Here is an 18815-nt window from a genome sequence, read left to right as displayed (position 1 = left end):
CACGTTTTCGCCCCGATCAGCCAGCCGGCTCCGGCGGGGTCAGCACGTCGTTTTGCAGCATTTTCCGGATAACGGCGGCCTCCCGGTCCAGGTTCTCGGAAACGGTGCGAATGGGTTTTTCCCGCCAGCCGTTCGCGGGAAACAGTTCGGCGGCGCCGTATACGGGAGTGTGCAGATGCGGTTGAAGCTGAGCAAGAAAATTGCCCTTCCCGCCGCCGGCAATCCGAAAAGTCCTGAGAGCCCCGATATCCAGATCCGCGGCAATCATGAATTCCGCGAGCTCCTGGCGCCTGGCCAGGATGTTGCCCCGATAGTCGATGATTTCCGACGGTGCCCTCCCGCTGGTCCTGTCGAATTCGTTGTCCGTGACGAAAGGGCCGATGTTGGGCGAGATCAGATAGCAATGATTCTCGTAAGCCCTGGATCGCCTTGCTTGGATTCCGGCGTCATCAGGCTCGGCGCCCGAAGCGTTGGGATTGAAGATGATTTCGGCGCCGCGCAGCGCCAGGCAGCGCGCCATTTCCGGCCAATGAGAATCCCTTGCGACCATCGCGCCGATGCGGCCGAGCGGTGTCGGCGCTACCGGGAAAAGGGAATCTTCGCCGAAATGCTGCAGCCATTCGTCCAGAACATCGCCCGGACGAGTCTTGGCGGTCATCGCATAGTGTTTTCGATACAGCAAAACGACGTCGCCGTCGGGCGCAATGAGGAATGCGGTATTGAAATACCGCCCAGGAAAGCCGTCGATGGTTTCGAAGGCCGCTCCCGCGACGTACACGCTGTTTTGTTGCGCTGCGCTACTCAGCACGTCCGTTTCCGGACCCGGTATGCGAATGGAGGCGCCGAGCCATCCTTCGAAATCCACACCCAGGGTGTAGCCGGTCAGAAAGAACTCCGGGAACGCCACCAGGCTTGCGCCTTGTTCGGCGCGCGCAGCCTCGATATGCCGGGCGCCGTCCATGGCGTTTGTGCGGATGGCGCCGCCGTCAAACCGACCAGCGTGGGGGAACGCGAGCCGGATGCGAGGCTGGACCGCAACGACCGTGGGCACGTCTATACGGCCGGCGCTTCGTCGGCCCCGGAAGCCGCCGTATCCTCCCAGCGGAAGAACTCGATCGAGTTGTCATGCAGCGTCATGCGCTTGACCTCGTCGCTCAGCGTCTTTCTGCCCCGGAGGAACTCCTCGGTCTGCCCGGGCTCGAAATCCAGGTGCGGATAGTCCGCCGAGAATATCAACCGGTTCGGCGCCCGGGTCCACTCTATGAACAATTCGACAAAGGGGTCTTCGGGTTCGAATCCGAAATAAAGCTGCCGCTGGATGTATTCCCTCGGCTCCAGCTTCAGCTTCGGAGCGCTGTCGGCCACCATCGGCGCGAATTTTTCCATGCGTTCGTGCAGGCGGTCCAGCAGCAACGGCACCCAGCCCACGCCGGACTCGAAAATCCCGACCCTGAGTGCGGGAAACGTTTCGCAGACCCCGCCGGCCACGAGGCTCAGGAAGCAATTCATACCCTGCATCGGAAAGCCGTTGATGTCGCTCCAGAGAGGGATCCTGTTCGGCCAGTTGAGGTCGAAGCCCTCAATGTAGGGATCGGAAAAGCCATGTATCGCGACAGGCACGTCGAGTTCCTGCGCGGCCTCGTAAATCGGATAGTAGTGTTCCGAGGCCAGCGTGTGGTACTCCTCCGGCGCATTGCCGATCACGTTGGGATTGACATATACGCCCGGGAATCCGAGTTCGAATACGCTGCGCCTCATTTCCCTGATCGCGTGGTTGGTGTCCGCCGCATTGAGAATGCCGTATCCGAACATTCGCGTGGGGAACTCATTGCACATGTCGTGCAGCCAGTTGTTGTAGGCCTCCACCATTGCGTTTCCCAGTTCCGGGTCGCCCAGATAGGCCGGCGCGATGTTACGTGAAGGCATGAGGACCGTACGGTCGATTCCCTCGGGATCCATGAAGTCGCGAACGCGCACTTGTGCATCGATCCCGCCGAGGGGACCGGGCGGGCGGCCGGACGGAGGCATGTAGCCTTTGAACCCTTTGGGCGGAAAGGAGTATCTTCCGCAGCGAAAAAAGGCGAGTTGATCTTCTTCCCTCACTTCATGCCTGGGGCGATCAGGCCGCTTCCTGAACTCTTCGTCCAGATATCGGTTCCACAAGTCCAGCGGCATTCCCACATGGGAATCACCGTCGATCAACGCGTACGGCGCTCTACGTACTCTCCCTGCCATCTCGCTCCCCTGGCGTTTTGTTCAAGGCAAACAATTTCTTGCAGAGTGCGACTCTAGCATACCGAAAATCCGATATTTCCTTCCTATTTTGGGTCTTATCATAAGAATATGTTACGATGAACTCCTGAATTCGCGCTCGGGGAAGAGTTGCCCAATACTCACTACGCACTGGGAGCCCGGGAGCGATCGGGCATGTCGCGCTGAGTGCCGGACATGCGGCTGCCCTCTCTGAAGTCGATCGAAGCGTTCGATGCCGCTGCGAAACACTTGAACTTCACCCGAGCGGGGAGCGAACTTCACATCAGTTCGGCGGCCGTAAGTCAGCGGGTCGCCACGCTGGAAGACTCGCTCGGATTCGAACTGTTCGAGCGCCACGGTCCGAAGCTGACACTGACGGATGCAGGGCGGGCGTGCCGCCCCGTGCTATCCCGGGCGCTTTCGCAAATGCGCGACGCGGTGGGCTCGCTTCAGGAAGTAACGCGAAATCCTGTCCTCACGATCAAGGCCTCGCCGTCGTTCGCACAGAAATGGCTCGTCCCGCGCCTCCCCCGGTTCTATTCGCATCACCCTGAAATAGATCTGCGCGTCTGGAGCACCACCAACACGGTGCAATTGCAGGAAGGCGAACCCTCGTTGGCGATCTACTACGGTATCGAAACCCGCGCGGGCCTGGCGGACACCCTGGCGGTGGATTTTCTGTTCGAAGAGCGCGTTTTCCCGGTAGCCTCTCCCGCGTACGCGGAGAAGAAGCGCTTGAGAACACTGGCCGATCTTCGAAATGCAACCTTGCTTCATGACGACACGATGCGCAGGATGCGGGTCTTTCCGAATTGGCGGCGATGGTGCGACGCCTTCGACGTCCGGGATATCAATACGCGGAGAGGGCCGCGCTATGTCGTATCCAGTATCGCGATGGAGGCCGCGGTGGATGGTCAGGGCGTGGGGCTCGGACGCGGCGCCCTGGTGAGGGATGACATTGCCGCCGGCCGTCTGTCAAGGCTGTTCCCCGAAAGCTACCCATTGAGTTTTCAATACTTGTTCGTTTACCCCATGCACTTTCCGCAACGGCGCAGCTTTCGTTTGTTCCGCGATTGGCTGTTGCGCGAAGCAGCCAGTCACAGCAACGGCCACCACGCCTGAGGCGCCTGGGAGCATGGCGCTAGCGCCACTGTTCCCAGTAATGACAGGCGACTTCCTGCCCGGTTCCGGAATCGATCAATGGCGGTTCTTCCGCCCGGCAGCGTTCCGTGGCAAAGGGGCAGCGCGTGCTGAACCGGCAACCCGGGGGCGGATTCAGGGACGAAGGCTGTTCCTTCGAAGAATCCAGGCTGGCTCGTACCGGCCCGCGTCGGGGATCGGGCGTCGGCACGGAACTCAACAACGCACGAGTGTAGGGATGCAGCGGCGCGGAGAATATCCGGCTGCGAGGCCCGGTTTCCACGACTTTGCCCAGGTACAACACCAGTACTCTTTCGCACAGATGCCGAATGACGGAGAGGTCGTGACTGATAAACAGTAACGCCATCCCGAGCCTGGATTGCAGGCGCTTGAGGAGTCCTGCGATCTGGACCTGAACGGCAACATCGAGCGCGCTTACGGGTTCATCGAGCACCAGCAGTTCGGGACGCAGGATGACGTGTCTGGCGATACTTACTCTCTGGCACTGTCCGCCGCTGAGTTCATGCGGATATCTGGATGCCGATTCCGGCGGGAGGCCGACTTGCCGGATCATTTTTTCGACTGCAGCGTTCATTTCCCGCGGGGACATGTCCGGGTGGAAGGAGTGCAGGGCTTCGGCAATGGCCTCGGAGGCCGTCATGCGCGGGTCCAGGCTCGATAGCGGATCCTGAAATATCAGTTGGAAATTCCGTCTCAGGGGCCGGATGGACTCTTCGTCAAGATCGGAGACGTTTTCTCCGAACCACAGGACCTGACCCGAGGCCGGACGTTTCAGCATGAGTACGGAACGCGCCAGGGTCGTCTTGCCGCATCCGGACTCTCCCACCACACCCAGCGATTCACCGCGCCCCAATTCGAACGAAACGCCATCCACGGCCCGCAGCGCCTGGTACCTGGGCCTCAGGAAACCGCCGGTCCGGATCTGGTACTCGACGCGGAGCTGCCGTACGGACAAGAGGCCCGCGGCAGTCATGCGGGACCACCAAAGTGACATGCGAACCGGTGTTCTTCCGCACCCGTTTGAATCCGCGGGACTTCTCGCTCGCAAACAGCCTGACGCATGGAACAGCGCGGCGCAAAGGCACAGCCCTGCGGCAAGGCCAAAGGGTTGGGCGGCATCCCGGAAAGCCCCTGAAGGTCCTGGTTCAGCGGACCGTCGAGTCGCGGTACGGCGCTCAGGAGGCCCCGGGAGTACGGGTGACAGGGTGCGGCGAAAATCCGGTCGACCGGAGCGGCCTCCACGATCCGTCCCGCGTACATGATCATCACCTGATGCGCCCAGCCGGCCAGTACGCCCAGATCGTGGGTGATCAGGACAATAGCCGCCCTGGTTTTCACGCGAAGATCATCAAAAATCTCCATGACCTGGGCCTGTACCGTCGCGTCCAGCGCCGTCGTGGGTTCGTCGGCGATCAGAATGTCCGGTTCGCAAAGGATGGACGAACCGATCAGGACCCGTTGACGCATCCCGCCGGAGAGTTCGTGTGGATACATTTTCATGCGCTTCCCGGGCTCCGGAATGCGGACGAGATCGAGGACGTCAACCGCCCTTTGCCGCGCCCGGGCCGGCGTCAGGTGCTCGTGGACCCGCAGGACCTCGATCAATTGATCGCCGATGGTCTTGTGCGGCGTCAGCGCCGACAGCGCGTCCTGCATGACGTAGGCGATTCGGGCGCCACGAATGCGGTCAAGCTCGGCCCGCGACACTTCCAGCAGGTTCCTGCCGTTGAAAATTACCTTGCCGGTCACCTTCGCGTTGTTCGGCATTTCTCGCATGATCGACAGGAACAATTGCGTCTTGCCCGAACCGGACTCGCCGGCGACGCCATAACAGCTGCCGGCTTCAATGGAAAACGACACCTGGTTCACGGCTCGTACCGTTCCGTCGGGCGTGTCGAACTCCACGCTCAGGTCTTCGACTTCGAGGACGGTCTTTGCCGGCGCCATGGCCTACCTGTCTTTCGGGTCGAGCGCGTCACGCAGCCCGTCGCCGATGAAATTGAAACAGAATAGGGTCGCTGCCAGGAACAGCGCCGGAATCAGGAGCAGCCACGGCGCGGTTTCCAGTTCGACCGCGCCCTGCTTGATGAGCACTCCCCAGCTCGTCAACGGCTCCTGCACGCCGAGCCCGAGAAAACTGATGAAGCTCTCGATCAGGATGTTGGCCGGAACCAGCAGGGTCACGAATACGATCACCGGTCCTATCGCGTTGGGGATGATGTGCCGGCGCACGATGGCCGGGCCCGGCACCCCCAGGGCCCGCGCCGCCTCGACGAATTCCTTTTCCTTGAGAGACAAGGTCTGGCCGCGCACGATCCGGGCCATCGTCAGCCATTCGACCGCCCCGATCGCCACGAAAATGACAAGAATGTTCCGCCCGAAAACGGTGGCCAGAATGATGATGAAGAAGATCAGCGGCAGTGCGTAGAGAACATCGACGAACCGCATCATCACGGAGTCGACTTTCCCGCCCGCGTAACCTGCGATGGCGCCGTACGCGACGCCGATCAGAAGCGCAACAAGCGTCGTGACGACGCCGATCATCAGCGAGACGCGCGCACCGTGCGCCGTGCGAACCAGCAGGTCCCGTCCCAGCGTGTCGGTCCCGAACCAGTGACTCCCGTCAATGGCCGGCGGGCTTGCAAGCCTGGCGAAATCCATGGTCTCCATGTCATTGGGACTGACCAGCGGCGCAAGTACCGCGAAAAGCGCAATTGCAAGCAGGCCGGCAAGCCCCGCAATCGCCGCCTTGTTGGAAACAAACCGGCGCCTGGCGTCGTCCCAGTGCGATCGCCTTGGGCGCGGGAGGGTTTCCGGGGCGTTCATCGGATCCGGACTCTCGGATCAAGGACGCCGTACAGCATGTCGACGATCAGGTTCAGGATCAGGACTGCCGAAGCGTAGAGAATCACGACGCCCATCACCAGCGGGTAATCGCGATTGATCGCTCCCTGAATGAAGTAGCGCCCGATTCCTGGCAGATCGAAGACCTGCTCGATGATCAGCGAACCCGTCACCACCCCGGCGATTGCGGGTCCCAGATAGCTGACGACCGGGAGCAGCGCGGCCCGCAAGGCGTGCCGGGTCACAACCCGCATCTCGGACAACCCCCGTAGTCGCGCCGCGCGCACGAAACCCGAGCGCAGCACTTCGATCATGCCGGATCGGGTGAGCCTGGCCACTATGGCGATCTGCGGCAATGCCAGCGCAATGATCGGCAGGATCTGGTGACGAAATCCTCCCCAGCCGGACACGGGCAGAGCCAGCGCCGCGCCGATTCCGGACACTTCCTTGAGGTAAATGCCGAAAACCAGGGTCAGCAGGGGCGCCAGCACGAAGCTCGGCACCGCTATGCCGGTCATCGCAAGGGACATCACGCCGAAGTCCAGCGCCCGGTTCTGATTCAACGCGGCCACCACGCCGATGAAGCAACCGATCAGCACGGCGAGCGTCAGTGCCTTCAGCCCGAGGTCCGCGCTGACCGGAAGGCCGGACATGAGCAGTTCGTTGACCGAAAAGTCCTTGTAGATCATGGAGGGGCCCAGATCGCCCCGCAGCACGTTGCCGAGGTAGATCGAAAACTGAACGGGGATCGGCTTGTCCAGGTGATAGGCCGCCTGCATGTTCTCGACGACCTGGGGTTCCAGCGCGGCCTCCTCGTCAAAGGGCCCCCCGGGCGCCGCCCGGATCAGCAGGAACGACAGGGCGACGATGACGAACATCGTAGGGATTGCGATCAACAGCCTGCGCACCAGGTATGCGGCCATTGAAGACGATTGCATCAAGGGGTCCCGATCCGCGCCGCGAGTCTCGCTATGGCTGCGCGGGTTTTCGTGCCTTCTTGTACTCCCTGAGCTGCAGTGTGTAGGGCAGGTCCAGCGGCGCATCGAAAAAATCCGGCACGACTTGCTCCGCCAGCCGCAAGGATTCCTCGGGCACGTCGCCCAGGTCGGCAAATGAGCGCCCGATCGTGTGATAGCCGATATGACCGGGGATCTGTCCCATGAGCATCCAGGGCAGCCAATTGGATTGAGAATTGGTGAATGATGTGACATCCATCCTGGCGATGTCGGGGTTCGCCAGGTCGGCCAGATCGCCGACGCGGCTGGTGAAGTGGGCGGAAATCATCTCCTCGCCGGGAGACTCCAGGGGCCATTCTTCCGGAGAAAGATCGCTCGGAAACCAGGACGACGAGTTGAGCCTTCTGACGATCTGATCGCCGAGCACCAGCCACGGCAGTACGAATGGATTCGGGTTTCCCGGAGCTTCCGGCCTGGCGGGCGCCTTGAACCCCTCGGGCGTGATGAGCAGGCGGCTCGGGCCCGAACGGTAGTGAAAGGGCCGGTTCGTGGCGCCCGTGTAGGGGTTGGTCCAGTCGCCAGGCAATTGCTCCGACATGTCCGGGACCGTGAAAGTGTAGACGGAAGAGTAGGTGTCCAGGTACGAGCCCTCGCCCAGATCTTCAATTCGGTTGACCTTGAGGTTCTGAAAGCCCGTCAACAGCCGCGGCAACTGACCCGGCATGAACCCCAGTATGTAGCCCACGGACAGATGGTAGTTCATGGTTCCATCGAGACTGCCTTCCATCTTGGCGTAGGCATGAGCATTGTGGAGCGGATCTGAAGGATCAAAGCCCCCGACCCTGCCGACGACGGCTTCTGCGCCCAATTGCGACATGCCGGCGGTCGCGCCCGTCGCCCCAAGCATGGCGATCAGATTACGGCGCGAGAACGTCACCCGGGGATTTCCCAGAGTTCCGGATTGCGCCGGTCCACCTCGCGGCGGATGTCCCCGGGCAGGTCGTCAAGCGACTCGTGCTTCCTGGACACGAACCGCCACAGCAGGTGCCCGGACCGGCCCTCGGGCATGCCCAGAAAACCGAACAGTTCCGACTGCGCATACTCGACCATCCTGGAGCTCACGCTGGGGCGCTGCAGATCGTTCAGTTCCGCAAGGGACGTGTGATAGGTGCGAACGGCGTTCTCCACCACGCGGCGGCCTTCCCGGGCGGACCGGTAGCGCACCATTTCCTCCTTGCTCAGCCAGACGTCGTCTCCCATGACGATCCAGGGAAAAATGCGGGGCACTCCCTCCTTCCAGGGCGTTTCAACCTCCATTTCAGGAGGTATGTCCGTTCCCGTGGTCCTGAATCGAACCTCCCCGAATTCGTTCCTGATGACCGGCAATTGACGGGACTCTCCCGTCACGGGGTTTGTCCACGACTCGGCAAATCCACCATCAAGATTGTAGTGATATTGGACGAAGGCCGTCTGTCGGACATAACTTCCGTCGGGTTCGCGCCGAAATCGATTCCAGGCCACGGCCCTTGCGTCGAAAAGCGGAATGGCCAGTTCGCCCTGAAAGACGGCAAAGGCGCGACCTTGCCCGAAACCATATCGGACCCTGTTGTCCGTTCCGCCCCACAGGCGCACCTGCGCGTCCAGGTTGTGCTGAGGGTCGTCGAATTTCATGCCATCCGCCGTTTCGGCTGCCATCGCCGCGCTGGTTCCCGCGGGGCTGAACGCTTGCGTAATGGATATGGCGCCCGTTGCGGCCAGGAAGGTGCGTCGCGTCAGTTCAAACATGATCAGCCGTCGCTCCAATGAACGGACACAGTTGACGGTCCTGGCGCCTCATACGCCCAGCGGCGACATCCTCGTCAGCCCCGGGGCTCCGGTAGCTGACGCCCACGCGTATTCGGAGCCGGTACCCGCTAGAAATTCAACACGGCTTCGATGCCGACTTCCCTGCCGCGCGGCACGCCGACCGAAAGGCACCGGGAACCGGGTATTTCGGTGTACAGGCAACCCGACGATCCCGACAATCCGGCCCCTGTGCGGGTGCGGTCATCGGAAATGTCCTTGGCGAACACCGATACGTGCCAGGTCTCCGCGCTCAGCGTGGCCTTGGCGTTGAACCGGACAACGCTGTCGATGTACGCCAGGTTGGCGCGATCGACGAACATCTTGCCCGTGAAGAGCATGTCCGCCCGAAGCGTAACGTCATAGGCGCCGCCTTGTATCGGGAACGTATAGTCGGTTGAAAGGTTGCCGGTCCACTTGGGCGTGTTGACGGTGGTCAGGCCGTTGACCGTCTGACCGGGGCGGAACAGCCCGAAGTCGTTGAGCGGCGGTCCGTCCGAGGTGAACTTGTGGTCGGCGTGGCCGACGCCCCCGCTCACCTGCCAGCCTTCGCTCAACAGCACGCTGCCCTCGATTTCAAAGCCGAAGATACGGCTGTCGCCGAAATTGCCGACTCCGGTCAGGTTGGTCGTTCCGCCGGTAGCGGGATCCGGGACCGGGAAGAAAGCCTGCTGGTTCTGGACATCGCTGTAGTACCCGGCGACGTTGAGTATCGCCCGGCCGTCGGCCAGCGTGGTCTTCGCTCCAACCTCGAAATTGTCGAGACGCTCGGGCTCGGCTGTCGGCAGCGAAAATCGGGTGTTGTTGTTGTGGCGGGCGGCCTTGTATCCCCGCGCCAACAGGCCATAAAGCAGGTAATTGTCGTTGGGCCGGTATTCGACCGTGAACCGCGGACTGATCTGAGTGTCCTTGTGTACCCGGCCGTTCCCGGTGTTGTTCACCTCGCAGAAGCCGCATTCCTCCCAGACGACCTCTTCCCGTGCGATCCTGGCCTCGGCGCTCAAGGTCATTTTCTCGGAGAAGTCATATTCCATGCCGCCGAAACCGGCAAAGTTCTCCACCCACTCGTCGCCGCGTTGCTGGCCCTCCGGGTTGGACGGCTTCTTGTCCTCTTCAAAGCGGAAGTTGCGCACGGTTTCCTTGAAGTAGTAAAAGCCGCCGCGATAGCGGAGCTTGCGGTCGCCCGGCGAAACCAGTCTCACCTGGTGGCTGGTGTTCTCGAATGTCTCCTGGAACGCGATCGTGAACAGGTTGGCGAACAGGCCGTCCAGGAAATTTCCCGTGCCGGCCAGGGTCCGGGCCTTGCGGTTTGTTGCGTCGCCGAAGAAGGGATCATTGATGCCCGAGCGCCAATAGAAGTCCGCATTGGCCCAGTATTTCGAGTCGAAATAGCCGCCCCGGTAGCTCAGTTCGTGGCCGTCCCAAACGTCGGCTTCGATTATCAGGCTGGCAACATCGCGATCGCGGTCGCGTCCGCCGTCAAGTGGGCGGTCCGCGTCCAGGAACTCGGTGCCGCCGGCAATTCCGAGACGCGCATCCGGCACCTTCCCGTCGGGCCAGAGAAAACCTCCGGGGACGGTTTGCGTCCTGGTTCCAAGCGCCGCCCATTCCGCCGGTTCCTCCACGTAAAAGGCCGGAATGCTGTCGCGGTCCCGGTCCACTCCGTAGCGGAACTTTATGCTCAGGTCTTCATTGGGTTCGGCATACAGGGTGATGCCGAAAGCGGTCGTTTCTTCAATTCCCACCTTTTCGCCATTCGCCGGGTTCGTGCCCAGTTCGCCGCGGCGCAGGGAAGTGGCGTTGACGGCCAGCCACAACTTGTCCGCGACGACCGGAATATTGACGCGCACGCTTGCGTTGTGGTTGCTGTTGCCGGAATTGCTGGACCATTGTCCGAATACGCGCCCCGAGAACTCGTTGTCGCTTGGCGTCTTCGTTACGTAGTCCACGGCCCCGGAATATGTTGCCCGGCCGAAGGTTGCGGCCTGCGGCCCCTTGATTACCTCGACCCGCTCGAGCGACGAAGTGTCGATACTCGTGAGCTGGCCTGACAGGAAGATTCCGTCGATAAAGACCGAAAGCCCCTGGTAGCGCTCATCCGAAGTATTCGGCGCAAGGCCGCGCACGACCAACGCCGTGGGGTCCGCTCTTCCGGTTCCGCTGTAATAGCTGAAGGACGGCGTGAACTGCGCCACGTCGCGCACATCCGCCAGGCCCTTCGCTTCGATATCGGCCGCCGTGAATGCCGTAATCGCCAGTGAAACGTCCTGCAGGTTTTGCTCGCGATGCTTTGCTGTAACGACAATCTCCTCGATTGCCTGCTGCTGCGCAAGGGCACCACCTGACCCCAGAGCGAACACGATCGCCAGGGCGATTGCGCCGTTTGTCCGTTGTCGAGAAACCATCAACCTCCTCCTCCTGCAGGGTCTGGATCCGATCCCGCAGATAATTGCCCTCCGCTCACTTACGGGTAGATCAGGATGATTTTTCCCGGTTGTGCGATTGAACAAAATACTAGACCATCCGTTCGGCCGCAAGCCTTCGTTTTTCTTTGGAAAGCCAAAACTTTTTCTTTGATTCGTCAAGCCCAGCCCATGCAGGAGAGGCGTACGTGGTATTTTCCGAACGGATGAGCGGCCCGGTAGACTGAACTCATGCTCAGGGACATCCTGCTTGCAGACTCGCCGGCGCTAAGCCGAAGGGACATGCTTTTCGGGGCGGCGGGTCTTGGCGCCTCGATGCTTTTGCCGCGATCCATTCGGGCCGGCGATTCCGCGCCTCCTGCCCTCCGGGAGCCCGTCGACTTCTCTTCGCCGGAAACCAACCTGCTCGCTTACGTTCGCCTGATCGGCGACGTGAGTGGAAAACCCAGCTACGGCTGGGGGCACGGGCGCGTGTTCGGCACGCAGGAAAATGAACTCGCGAAACTCCTGTTCGATTACCAGTCCTGCAGACTGGTCGAATTCCGAAAACTGGATGACGGATCCTGGGCGCAGGGTTATCGGGGACTGATACTCTTCACCGACCCGGAAAGCGGACGCGTCATTGACGGTTTTCGCAATCCGTTTACCGGAGAGGACAACGAGGTGGTCCACTTCAGGACTTCCTTCGGGGCCTCGATATTCAGCGTGGACGGCCCCCGGTCGCTTGCGGAATTCGAGAGGGAATCGCCCACGGAGGAAGGGCCTTTCGTCATGCCCTGGACGGTGATCGGCGACGATGTCTGGGCCACCTATGACGAGCGCATCGCGTACCGGCGCCCGGACGGCGAATGGCGCGTCGATAACGCGGTGTATCGATATCACGGCTTTCGTTCCGAACTCACCGATCCGGAGAATTCCGCGCCCTACCATGACATGATGTGGAGCACCGAATTGAATTGGTTTACCTACATGAGGATGGGCGATATTCCGGGCCACATCCTATGGGCCGGCATGGGTCGGAAATATGATCGTCTTGACGCGCTTCCGGCAGAATTTCTCGCCGAAGCCGAACGGCGCTATCCGGGCTTTCTGACGACTCCGATCCGCTGGGAAGAATTCGATCTGTAAGGGGTTGTGCCCTTGACTTTTTTTTGGGAGAGCAAAATGACGCTTAGTAATCGCAAAGCGCCCAGGATTGTCGCCGCCGCGCTGATCTGGGCGCTGGCCTCCGCGGCAGCCGCCGATGCCGGCCGCTTCGATGATCCGGCCTACAACATCGAGGCCTGGGTGAAGGTGGACGCCGACACCTCGGGGCGGCTCATCTACAGAATGTCGCGCATGGTGGCCTACGGCGTACCCAGCGGCTCTTTCAGCGAACCGCTGTTCGGCATGATCGGCGTCACCAAGAAGGCCTACCGCAGGATGGATGGAGGCGGCTACGAGTCCCGGTGGGAGGGTTGCGGCGTCTACGCGGACCCGGAAACCTGGGAGCTGATCGATTCCTTCGAGAACCCCTACACGGGCGAGACCGTTACGCTCAAACCGATGTGCACCCTGATCTCGGGCGCGCGAATGACCGCCGAAGACGGCTTTTCCATGATTGCGCCGTTCGCCATGGAGAGTTCGATCTTCGAACGGCCTTATGTTCTGGACTGGAACGTGGTCGGGGATACGGCCTTCATGCAGCGCAAGGCGCACACCCAGTGGCAGGAGCCTTCCTCCGGAAAGGTGAAGTACGAGATGACCATCGACAGCGCCGCGGTCCCGGTGGCGCAGCTCGACGACCCGTCGGTCACCAGCATTGACGTTCCGCTTGCCCATACGCTGGTGACCGAATGGATGACCATGCTTAAGATGGGCGATATACCGGGCAGCATGCTTTGGAGGGCCGACATGACCAAGCACTTTGATGCGTCGGAGATTCCCGAACACATCCGGACCGCCATGGAAGCGACAAGGCCCGATTTCTTTACAGAGGAACTTTCCTTCGATGACAAACACGACGAATAAGGCAGGGCGGAAGATCGTTGGGCGCTCTACGCGCCGGCGGTTTCTGGCTGGAGGAACGGCGCTGGCCGGCTCCTGGATGCTGCCCCGCGCCTTGCGGGGCGCACAGACCGGCGGTGGCCTCGACGCGGAAGTGATCGTGATCGGCGCCGGCCTGGCCGGGCTGAACGCAGCGCTGCTGCTTGAAGAACTGGGCGTGAACGTGATGGTGGTGGAGGCGACCTCCAGGTTTGGCGGCCGGGTGCACACCGTAGCCGAGTCTCTGGTTCCGGGGCACCCGGAACTGGGTGCAAGCGGAATGGGTGGCGGTTATGCGCGGTTGCTGAACGCGGCCAGGCAGTACGGCGTCGAGATCGGGCCCGTGCGCCCGCGCACCGAGCCCCGCGAGGGCGAGTTGCTGTACTGCGTCCAGGGCCAGTTGATCAGCGAGGAAGACTGGCCTGGTCATGCGCTCAATCCGTACCGGCAGGATTGGGCCCGGCAAATGCTTCCGTCGCGACCGCCCTACCAGGTCTATGCCGAGCTGAACCCTTATCCGGAATCGGACCTGGGCGCCTGGCGGCGGCCGGAGTTCGCCGCATGGGACCGGCCGGTCGGCGAGGTGCTCACGGAAGCGGGCCTGACTGAAGCCGGCGTCGAACTCGGGGTGGGACATAATGCGAGTTACGGAACCGATCATCACGACCTGTCCGCCCTGATGATGTTTCACACCATCAGTTTCGCGATCCATCAGGCCAACTGGCCGGGCCAGGGCGGGGCGGCAAATGGCGGGAACCAGCGGATTCCGGAGGCGATGGCTCGCAACCTGACCGGCGACGTGCTGCTGAACAGCCCCGTTGCGGCGATCGCCGGCGAAGGCGATCGGGTGCGGATCAGCCTGGAGGACGGCCGCCGGCTGAATGCCGCGCGCGCCATCATCGCCATGCCGTTTTCGGCGCTGCGGAGGATCGCGCTCGATCCCGAGCCGCCGGCCCTGCAGAGGGCCGCGATCGACAACCTCGGCTATACGCCGTGCACGCAGATCCACTACGCGGTGAAGCAACCCTACTGGGAGCAGGACGGCATGGCGCCGAGCATGTGGACGGACGCGCTGCCCGGACGGTTCATGGCGCTGAAGAACGACCCGGGCAGCCCCGACTCGGTCACCAGCTGCCTGGCCTATGTCAACGGCCATTTCGCATTGAAACTTGCCCACATGGACGAGGAAGCGGCCATCGCCGAAGTGACCGCCGAGCTGTTCCGGCTGCGGCCGTCACTGAAGGACGCGCTGGAACCCGTTTACCTGTGGAAATGGTCCAACAATCCGTATGCCGGCGGCGCCTACGCCTACTGGAAGCCCGGTCAGATCACCGCGTTCGCCCAGACGATCGCCGCGCCGCTTGGCCGCATTCATTTCGCCGGAGAACACACCGCGCAACTGAATCGCGGCATGGAGGGCGCGATGGAGTCCGGCGAACGCGCCGCGATCGAGATCCTCGGATACCTCTAGCCGATGCCGGGCAGGCCGCCGGCGCGCCGGCGCATCCAGTTGCGCAGGTTGGACTGCGATTCGTAGAGTCCCGCGCTGGGCAGCAGCAGGACCTCGTCGTGCTCCTCGAGTCCCGCGAGCACGACCGAGTACTCGAAGTCGCTCAGGCCCGTGCGGACCCAGGCCGGCGCCGGTCCGTCGTCACGCATGACCAGCACCCAGTATTCCGCCCTGAAGTCGTAATCCCGCTCCTGCCGCTGGAAGCGCCGGCCGGGACCGCCGCCCGGTCTCGCGCCGCCCGTCCAGGGGCGCCCCACGCGCCGCGGCTGATTGCGTATCGCGTCGCCCATGGCCCTGCGCATGGCCGCGCGCTGCTCGGGTCCGGGCTGCGGGCGCTGCCCGGTGCGGTTCTGCTGGCGGGCGAAATCCCCGGGATCGGGCCGTGACATTGCCGCCGGGTCCGGCTGCCCGCCGTCGCCGGTCTCTTCCCGTTCCTTCATGACCGCGTCGTGGAGGTTGCTGTACGGCCAGTTCAGCATGTGCGCGGTCGCCTCGATGTCGTCGATCGTGCGCAGCGCCGCCATCGGCACGGCCGGCGCCTCGAGTTCCTCGGCGATCTTGATCTGAACCTCGGCGTTCATGCCCGGGAGCAGCAACGAGTCGGGGTTGTCGAGCAGGATCAGGACCGAGAACATCGTGACGTTCTGTTCGATCACGGCCAGCGGCTCGATCTTCTCCACGTAACCGGTGAATTCGCGGGCGGGATAGGCCGCCACCTTGACTTGCGCCTGCATGCCGGCGTTGATTTTGCCGATGTCGGTCTCGTCCACGCGGGTGCGCACGAGGACCCGGCGCAGGTCGGCCATGCGCAAAAGCAGCGTGCCGCCGCCCACGTCCTGGGTCGGCGATGAAATGACCTGTCCGGGCTCGACATTGCGCTCGATGATGGTGCCGTCGATCGGCGCCAGCACGTCGGTATCGTCCAGCGCGATGTGGGCGTTTTCCACGTCCACGCGGGCGCGAACCAGTTGCGCCTCGGCTTCCGAAAGCGAAAGCGCAGTCTCTTCAAACTCGCTGTCGGTGATCGTGTTGTCGGCCACCAGCCTTTCCGCGCGCTCCATCTGCAGTTCGGCGATGGACTGGCGCGACTCCGCGGCTTTCAGCGCCGCCTCGGCCTGGGCCAGGTTGTTGGTGGGGATGCGCTTGTCGATCCGCACCAGCAGGGCGGAGCGCTCAACCGGATCGCCGTTCTCGGCGTTGATCGCGAGTATCTCGCCGGAAGCCTTGGATTTCAGTTCCACGGTGCGCAGCGGTTCGACCGCGCCGGCGGCCTCCACGAACACGCGGATGTCGCGAAGCTCCACGGGCGCCTGGTCGTAGGCCTGCGGCTCGGGCGCCGGTTCTTCCGCGCAGCCGGCCAGGACCAGCATCAGTCCGAAAGCCGCACCGCCGGGCCACAGCGTTCTCGTTGTCCCTCGCCTGTGCTTGATTCCCCCTTTGCGTGGAGACGCATGAACCCGTCCATGGGGCTCGGCGGCGGCTGTCCTGCCGCCGACGCTCCACGCAAAGGGGGAATCAAGCACAGGCTTTACCAGGCGCGCCGCTGTCGGCGGTGATCCTGCCGTCCAGCATCTCGATCCTGCGCTCGGCGCGGGCGGCGATGCCGGCGTCATGGGTAACCACGATCAACGTGTGACCGTCGCTGTGCAGTGAATCGAACAACGTCAGGACTTCCGCTCCGGTGGCCGAGTCCAGATTACCCGTCGGTTCGTCCGCCAGCAAGATGCTCGGGCGCGTAACCAGCGCACGCGCAATCGCCACTCTTTGCCGCTGCCCTCCGGAGAGCTGGCTGGGCCGGTGCGCAAGGCGGTCGGCCAGCCCGACCCGTTCCAGGGCCTCGGTCGCCCGCTTCAGACGCTCGCGGCGGCGCATCCGGGCATAGATCAGGGGCGCCTCCACGTTTTGCACGGCGCTGCAGCGCTCCAGCAGATTGAAGGTCTGAAACACGAAACCCACCTGCCGGTTGCGCACCCTGGCCAGCTCCCGGCCGTTCATGCGCGACACGTGCACGCCGTTCAGCCAGTAGTCTCCCGCCGTGGGCGTCTCCAGGCAGCCGAGCAGGTTCATCAGCGTCGATTTTCCCGATCCGGACGGGCCCGTGACGGCCAGGTACTCGTTCGGCCGTACCGCGAGGCTGACATCGCACAGCGCGACCACGGTATCGGTTCCCATCCGGTAGGTCCGCGTCAGTTCGCGCGTACGTATTGCAGACGTCGTCATCTACTGCCGTAGCCCTTCATTGCCCCTTTCCTCTGGGGGCGTGTGGAGCCAGGATGGCGGAACCGAGCCCCATGGACGGGTTTATGCGTCCCCCGGAGGAAAGGGGGCAATGAAGGGCGATATCAAAGCGCCATGGCATGCTGCTACAGGCGTTTGCGGAGCAGCTCATTGACGATCTGCGGGTTGGCTTGGCCCCTGGTGGCGCGCATCACCTGGCCGACCAGAAAGCCGAACACCCGGGTGTTGCCTTCCCGGTACTGCCGTACCTGTTCGGCGTGCTGCTCCATGACCTCTTGAATGACGCCTTCAAGCGCTCCGGCGTCCGAGATCTGGCGAAGACCGCGCTCTTTGATGATGTCGTCGGCGCTTCCCTCGCCGGCCCACATTGCCTGGAACACTTCCTTGCCCAGTTTGCCGGAAAGCGAGCCGTCGCGCAGACGGGACAGCAACACTCCCAGATCGTCGGCGCTCACCCGGCTGTCGGCAATGTCCAGGCCGTCGCGGTTCAGCGCGGCGGCCAGTTCGCCGCTGGTCCAGCGCGCCGCCAGCTGCATGTCCCCGCAGGCCTCGCCGGCGCTCTCGAAATAGTCAGCCGTCGCCCGGCTCTCGCAAAGCCGCCGGGCGTCTTCGGCGGACAGGCCGTAGTCCGAACGGAACCGGGCGCGGCGTTCCTGCGGCAGTTCGGGAAGGGTTCCGCGCAATTCCTCCAGGAACCCGGGCTCCAGGGCCAGCGGCGGCAGGTCCGGATCGGGGAAATAGCGATAGTCGTTGGCCTGCTCCTTGTCGCGCATCGGCCGGGTCGTATCCAGCACGGCGTCGTACAGGCGGGTCTCCTGCGCGATGCTTCCTCCCTGGCGCAGCACTTCGGCCTGGCGCAGGATTTCGGAATGCAGCGCGCGTTCCACGAACCGGAAGGAATTGAGGTTCTTGATTTCGGTGCGCGTCCCCAACTCCGTGTCCCCGGGCTTCCTGAGCGAGATGTTGGCGTCGCAGCGCAACGAACCCTCCTGCATCGCGCCGTCGGAGATACCGATCCAGGTCACCAACTGGTGGATGCCGCGCATGCATGCGGAGGCCTCCTCCGGGGACCGCAGTTGCGGCTCGGTCACGATTTCGAGAAGCGGAGCACCCGCCCGGTTGAGGTCCACGCCGGTGGCGTTGGGCATGGCGTCGTGCAGGGACTTTCCTGCGTCCTCCTCAAGATGCGCGCGAGTCAGTTCGATCTGCCGGGCCGGCTCGCCGGCAACGGCCACTTCCACCGATCCGCCGCTCACGATGGGCAGTTCGAACTGCGAAATCTGGTAGCCCTTGGGCAGGTCGGGATAGAAGTAGTTCTTGCGCGCAAACACCGAACGGCGCGCGACCTCTCCGCCGGTCGCCAGTCCGAACCGGGCGGCCATGGCCACGGCCTGGCGGTTGGCCACCGGCAGCGTGCCCGGAAAGCCGAGGTCGACCAGGCAGGCCTGGGTGTTGGGGCTGGCCCCGAACACCGTCGATGCGCCCGAGAACATCTTGCTGCGCGTGGCAAGCTGGACGTGTATTTCCAGCCCGATGACCACCTCGAATTCCATCGCGCGATCT

16 protein-coding genes are annotated in these 18815 nt (G+C 62.9%); 4 read left to right on the top strand and 12 right to left on the bottom strand.

All coding sequences use genetic code 11. The annotated features are described in order from the left end of the window. Positions 1 to 16: 16 nt before the first annotated feature. The gene (locus tag F4036_08005) at positions 17 to 1051 is read right to left on the bottom strand and encodes a hypothetical protein (GenBank protein MYK37679.1); all 1035 of its coding nucleotides are present in this window, start codon (positions 1049 to 1051) and stop codon (positions 17 to 19) included. A 2-nt stretch (positions 1052 to 1053) separates the two neighbouring features. Beyond that, positions 1054 to 2235, bottom strand: a complete 1182-nt coding sequence (locus tag F4036_08000; GenBank protein ID MYK37678.1) for an amidohydrolase — start codon at positions 2233 to 2235, stop codon at positions 1054 to 1056. A gap of 213 nt (positions 2236 to 2448) precedes the next feature. Between F4036_08000 and F4036_07995 the strand changes: the two genes are divergently transcribed. Continuing rightward, positions 2449 to 3375 (top strand): LysR family transcriptional regulator, encoded by a 927-nt coding sequence (locus F4036_07995; GenBank protein MYK37677.1) that lies wholly within the window; start codon positions 2449 to 2451, stop codon positions 3373 to 3375. A gap of 19 nt (positions 3376 to 3394) precedes the next feature. Here the strand turns inward: F4036_07995 and F4036_07990 are convergent, their stop codons facing one another. The 7 genes from F4036_07990 to F4036_07960 form a co-directional block, all read right to left on the bottom strand. Next, positions 3395 to 4387, bottom strand: a complete 993-nt coding sequence (locus tag F4036_07990) for an ATP-binding cassette domain-containing protein (protein MYK37676.1) — start codon at positions 4385 to 4387, stop codon at positions 3395 to 3397. Then, positions 4384 to 5361 carry an ABC transporter ATP-binding protein gene (locus F4036_07985; protein MYK37675.1) on the bottom strand — a complete coding sequence of 326 codons (978 nt, stop codon included), beginning with the start codon at positions 5359 to 5361 and terminating at the stop codon, positions 4384 to 4386. The genes F4036_07990 and F4036_07985 overlap by 4 nt, the downstream gene beginning before the upstream one ends. A 3-nt stretch (positions 5362 to 5364) precedes the next feature. Further along, positions 5365 to 6240, bottom strand: a complete 876-nt coding sequence (locus F4036_07980) for an ABC transporter permease subunit (protein MYK37674.1) — start codon at positions 6238 to 6240, stop codon at positions 5365 to 5367. Further along, entirely contained in the window at positions 6237 to 7181 is a 945-nt protein-coding gene (locus tag F4036_07975) for an ABC transporter permease subunit (GenBank protein ID MYK37673.1), read from the bottom strand. Before F4036_07975 ends, F4036_07980 begins: the two co-directional genes overlap by 4 nt. Before the next feature lie 46 nt (positions 7182 to 7227). Continuing rightward, positions 7228 to 8121, bottom strand: coding sequence for a DUF1838 domain-containing protein (locus F4036_07970; GenBank protein ID MYK37672.1), 894 nt, complete (start codon positions 8119 to 8121; stop codon positions 7228 to 7230). Positions 8122 to 8147: 26 nt separating this feature from the next. After that, the gene (locus F4036_07965) at positions 8148 to 8999 is read right to left on the bottom strand and encodes a hypothetical protein (GenBank protein ID MYK37671.1); all 852 of its coding nucleotides are present in this window, start codon (positions 8997 to 8999) and stop codon (positions 8148 to 8150) included. A gap of 128 nt (positions 9000 to 9127) precedes the next feature. Then, positions 9128 to 11461 (bottom strand): TonB-dependent receptor, encoded by a 2334-nt coding sequence (locus F4036_07960; protein MYK37670.1) that lies wholly within the window; start codon positions 11459 to 11461, stop codon positions 9128 to 9130. Between the two features lie 249 nt (positions 11462 to 11710). Here F4036_07960 and F4036_07955 point away from each other — a divergent pair, with 249 nt between their 5' ends. Genes F4036_07955 through F4036_07945 form a run of 3 tightly spaced genes read left to right on the top strand, consistent with a single transcriptional unit; the run spans position 11711 to position 14975 of the window. Continuing rightward, the gene (locus F4036_07955) at positions 11711 to 12607 is read left to right on the top strand and encodes a DUF1838 domain-containing protein (protein ID MYK37669.1); all 897 of its coding nucleotides are present in this window, start codon (positions 11711 to 11713) and stop codon (positions 12605 to 12607) included. Positions 12608 to 12643: 36 nt separating this feature from the next. Then, positions 12644 to 13489 (top strand): DUF1838 domain-containing protein, encoded by an 846-nt coding sequence (locus F4036_07950; protein MYK37668.1) that lies wholly within the window; start codon positions 12644 to 12646, stop codon positions 13487 to 13489. Continuing rightward, positions 13386 to 14975, top strand: a complete 1590-nt coding sequence (locus F4036_07945; GenBank protein ID MYK37667.1) for an FAD-dependent oxidoreductase — start codon at positions 13386 to 13388, stop codon at positions 14973 to 14975. Before F4036_07950 ends, F4036_07945 begins: the two co-directional genes overlap by 104 nt. Here F4036_07945 and F4036_07940 read toward each other — a convergent pair. The 3 genes from F4036_07940 to gatB form a co-directional block, all read right to left on the bottom strand. Further along, on the bottom strand, positions 14972 to 16627 hold the full coding sequence (locus F4036_07940; protein ID MYK37666.1) for an efflux RND transporter periplasmic adaptor subunit: 1656 nt from the start codon (positions 16625 to 16627) through the stop codon (positions 14972 to 14974). The genes F4036_07945 and F4036_07940 overlap by 4 nt on opposite strands. Continuing rightward, a complete protein-coding gene (locus F4036_07935) occupies positions 16530 to 17234 on the bottom strand; it encodes an ABC transporter ATP-binding protein (GenBank protein ID MYK37665.1) in 705 nt (234 codons plus the stop codon). The genes F4036_07940 and F4036_07935 overlap by 98 nt, the downstream gene beginning before the upstream one ends. A gap of 143 nt (positions 17235 to 17377) precedes the next feature. Continuing rightward, a complete protein-coding gene (gene gatB, locus F4036_07930; GenBank protein MYK37664.1) occupies positions 17378 to 18805 on the bottom strand; it encodes an Asp-tRNA(Asn)/Glu-tRNA(Gln) amidotransferase subunit GatB in 1428 nt (475 codons plus the stop codon). Positions 18806 to 18815 lie beyond the last annotated feature (10 nt).

Source organism: Gammaproteobacteria bacterium, assembly GCA_009845905.1.
In the GTDB taxonomy this organism is placed as follows: domain Bacteria; phylum Pseudomonadota; class Gammaproteobacteria; order Steroidobacterales; family Foliamicaceae; genus Foliamicus.
Note: the sequence above shows the minus strand (reverse complement) of the source record. Positions and strands in the feature narration are given on the sequence as shown.

Bases quoted from the DNA above. Each gene is read 5' to 3' on its own strand.
- F4036_07955 (MYK37669.1), top strand. From the start codon at position 11,711: ATGCTCAGGGACATCCTGCTTGCAGACTCGCCGGCGCTAAGCCGAAGG.
- gatB (MYK37664.1), bottom strand. From the start codon at position 18,805: ATGGAATTCGAGGTGGTCATCGGGCTGGAAATACACGTCCAGCTTGCC.
- F4036_07935 (MYK37665.1), bottom strand. From the start codon at position 17,234: ATGACGACGTCTGCAATACGTACGCGCGAACTGACGCGGACCTACCGG.
- F4036_07980 (MYK37674.1), bottom strand. From the start codon at position 6,240: ATGAACGCCCCGGAAACCCTCCCGCGCCCAAGGCGATCGCACTGGGAC.
- F4036_07975 (MYK37673.1), bottom strand. From the start codon at position 7,181: ATGGCCGCATACCTGGTGCGCAGGCTGTTGATCGCAATCCCTACGATG.
- F4036_07985 (MYK37675.1), bottom strand. From the start codon at position 5,361: ATGGCGCCGGCAAAGACCGTCCTCGAAGTCGAAGACCTGAGCGTGGAG.
- F4036_07990 (MYK37676.1), bottom strand. From the start codon at position 4,387: ATGACTGCCGCGGGCCTCTTGTCCGTACGGCAGCTCCGCGTCGAGTAC.
- F4036_07940 (MYK37666.1), bottom strand. From the start codon at position 16,627: ATGACGCCGGCATCGCCGCCCGCGCCGAGCGCAGGATCGAGATGCTGG.
- F4036_07960 (MYK37670.1), bottom strand. From the start codon at position 11,461: ATGGTTTCTCGACAACGGACAAACGGCGCAATCGCCCTGGCGATCGTG.
- F4036_07950 (MYK37668.1), top strand. From the start codon at position 12,644: ATGACGCTTAGTAATCGCAAAGCGCCCAGGATTGTCGCCGCCGCGCTG.
- F4036_07995 (MYK37677.1), top strand. From the start codon at position 2,449: ATGCGGCTGCCCTCTCTGAAGTCGATCGAAGCGTTCGATGCCGCTGCG.
- F4036_08000 (MYK37678.1), bottom strand. From the start codon at position 2,235: ATGGCAGGGAGAGTACGTAGAGCGCCGTACGCGTTGATCGACGGTGAT.
- F4036_07965 (MYK37671.1), bottom strand. From the start codon at position 8,999: ATGTTTGAACTGACGCGACGCACCTTCCTGGCCGCAACGGGCGCCATA.
- F4036_07970 (MYK37672.1), bottom strand. From the start codon at position 8,121: ATGCTTGGGGCGACGGGCGCGACCGCCGGCATGTCGCAATTGGGCGCA.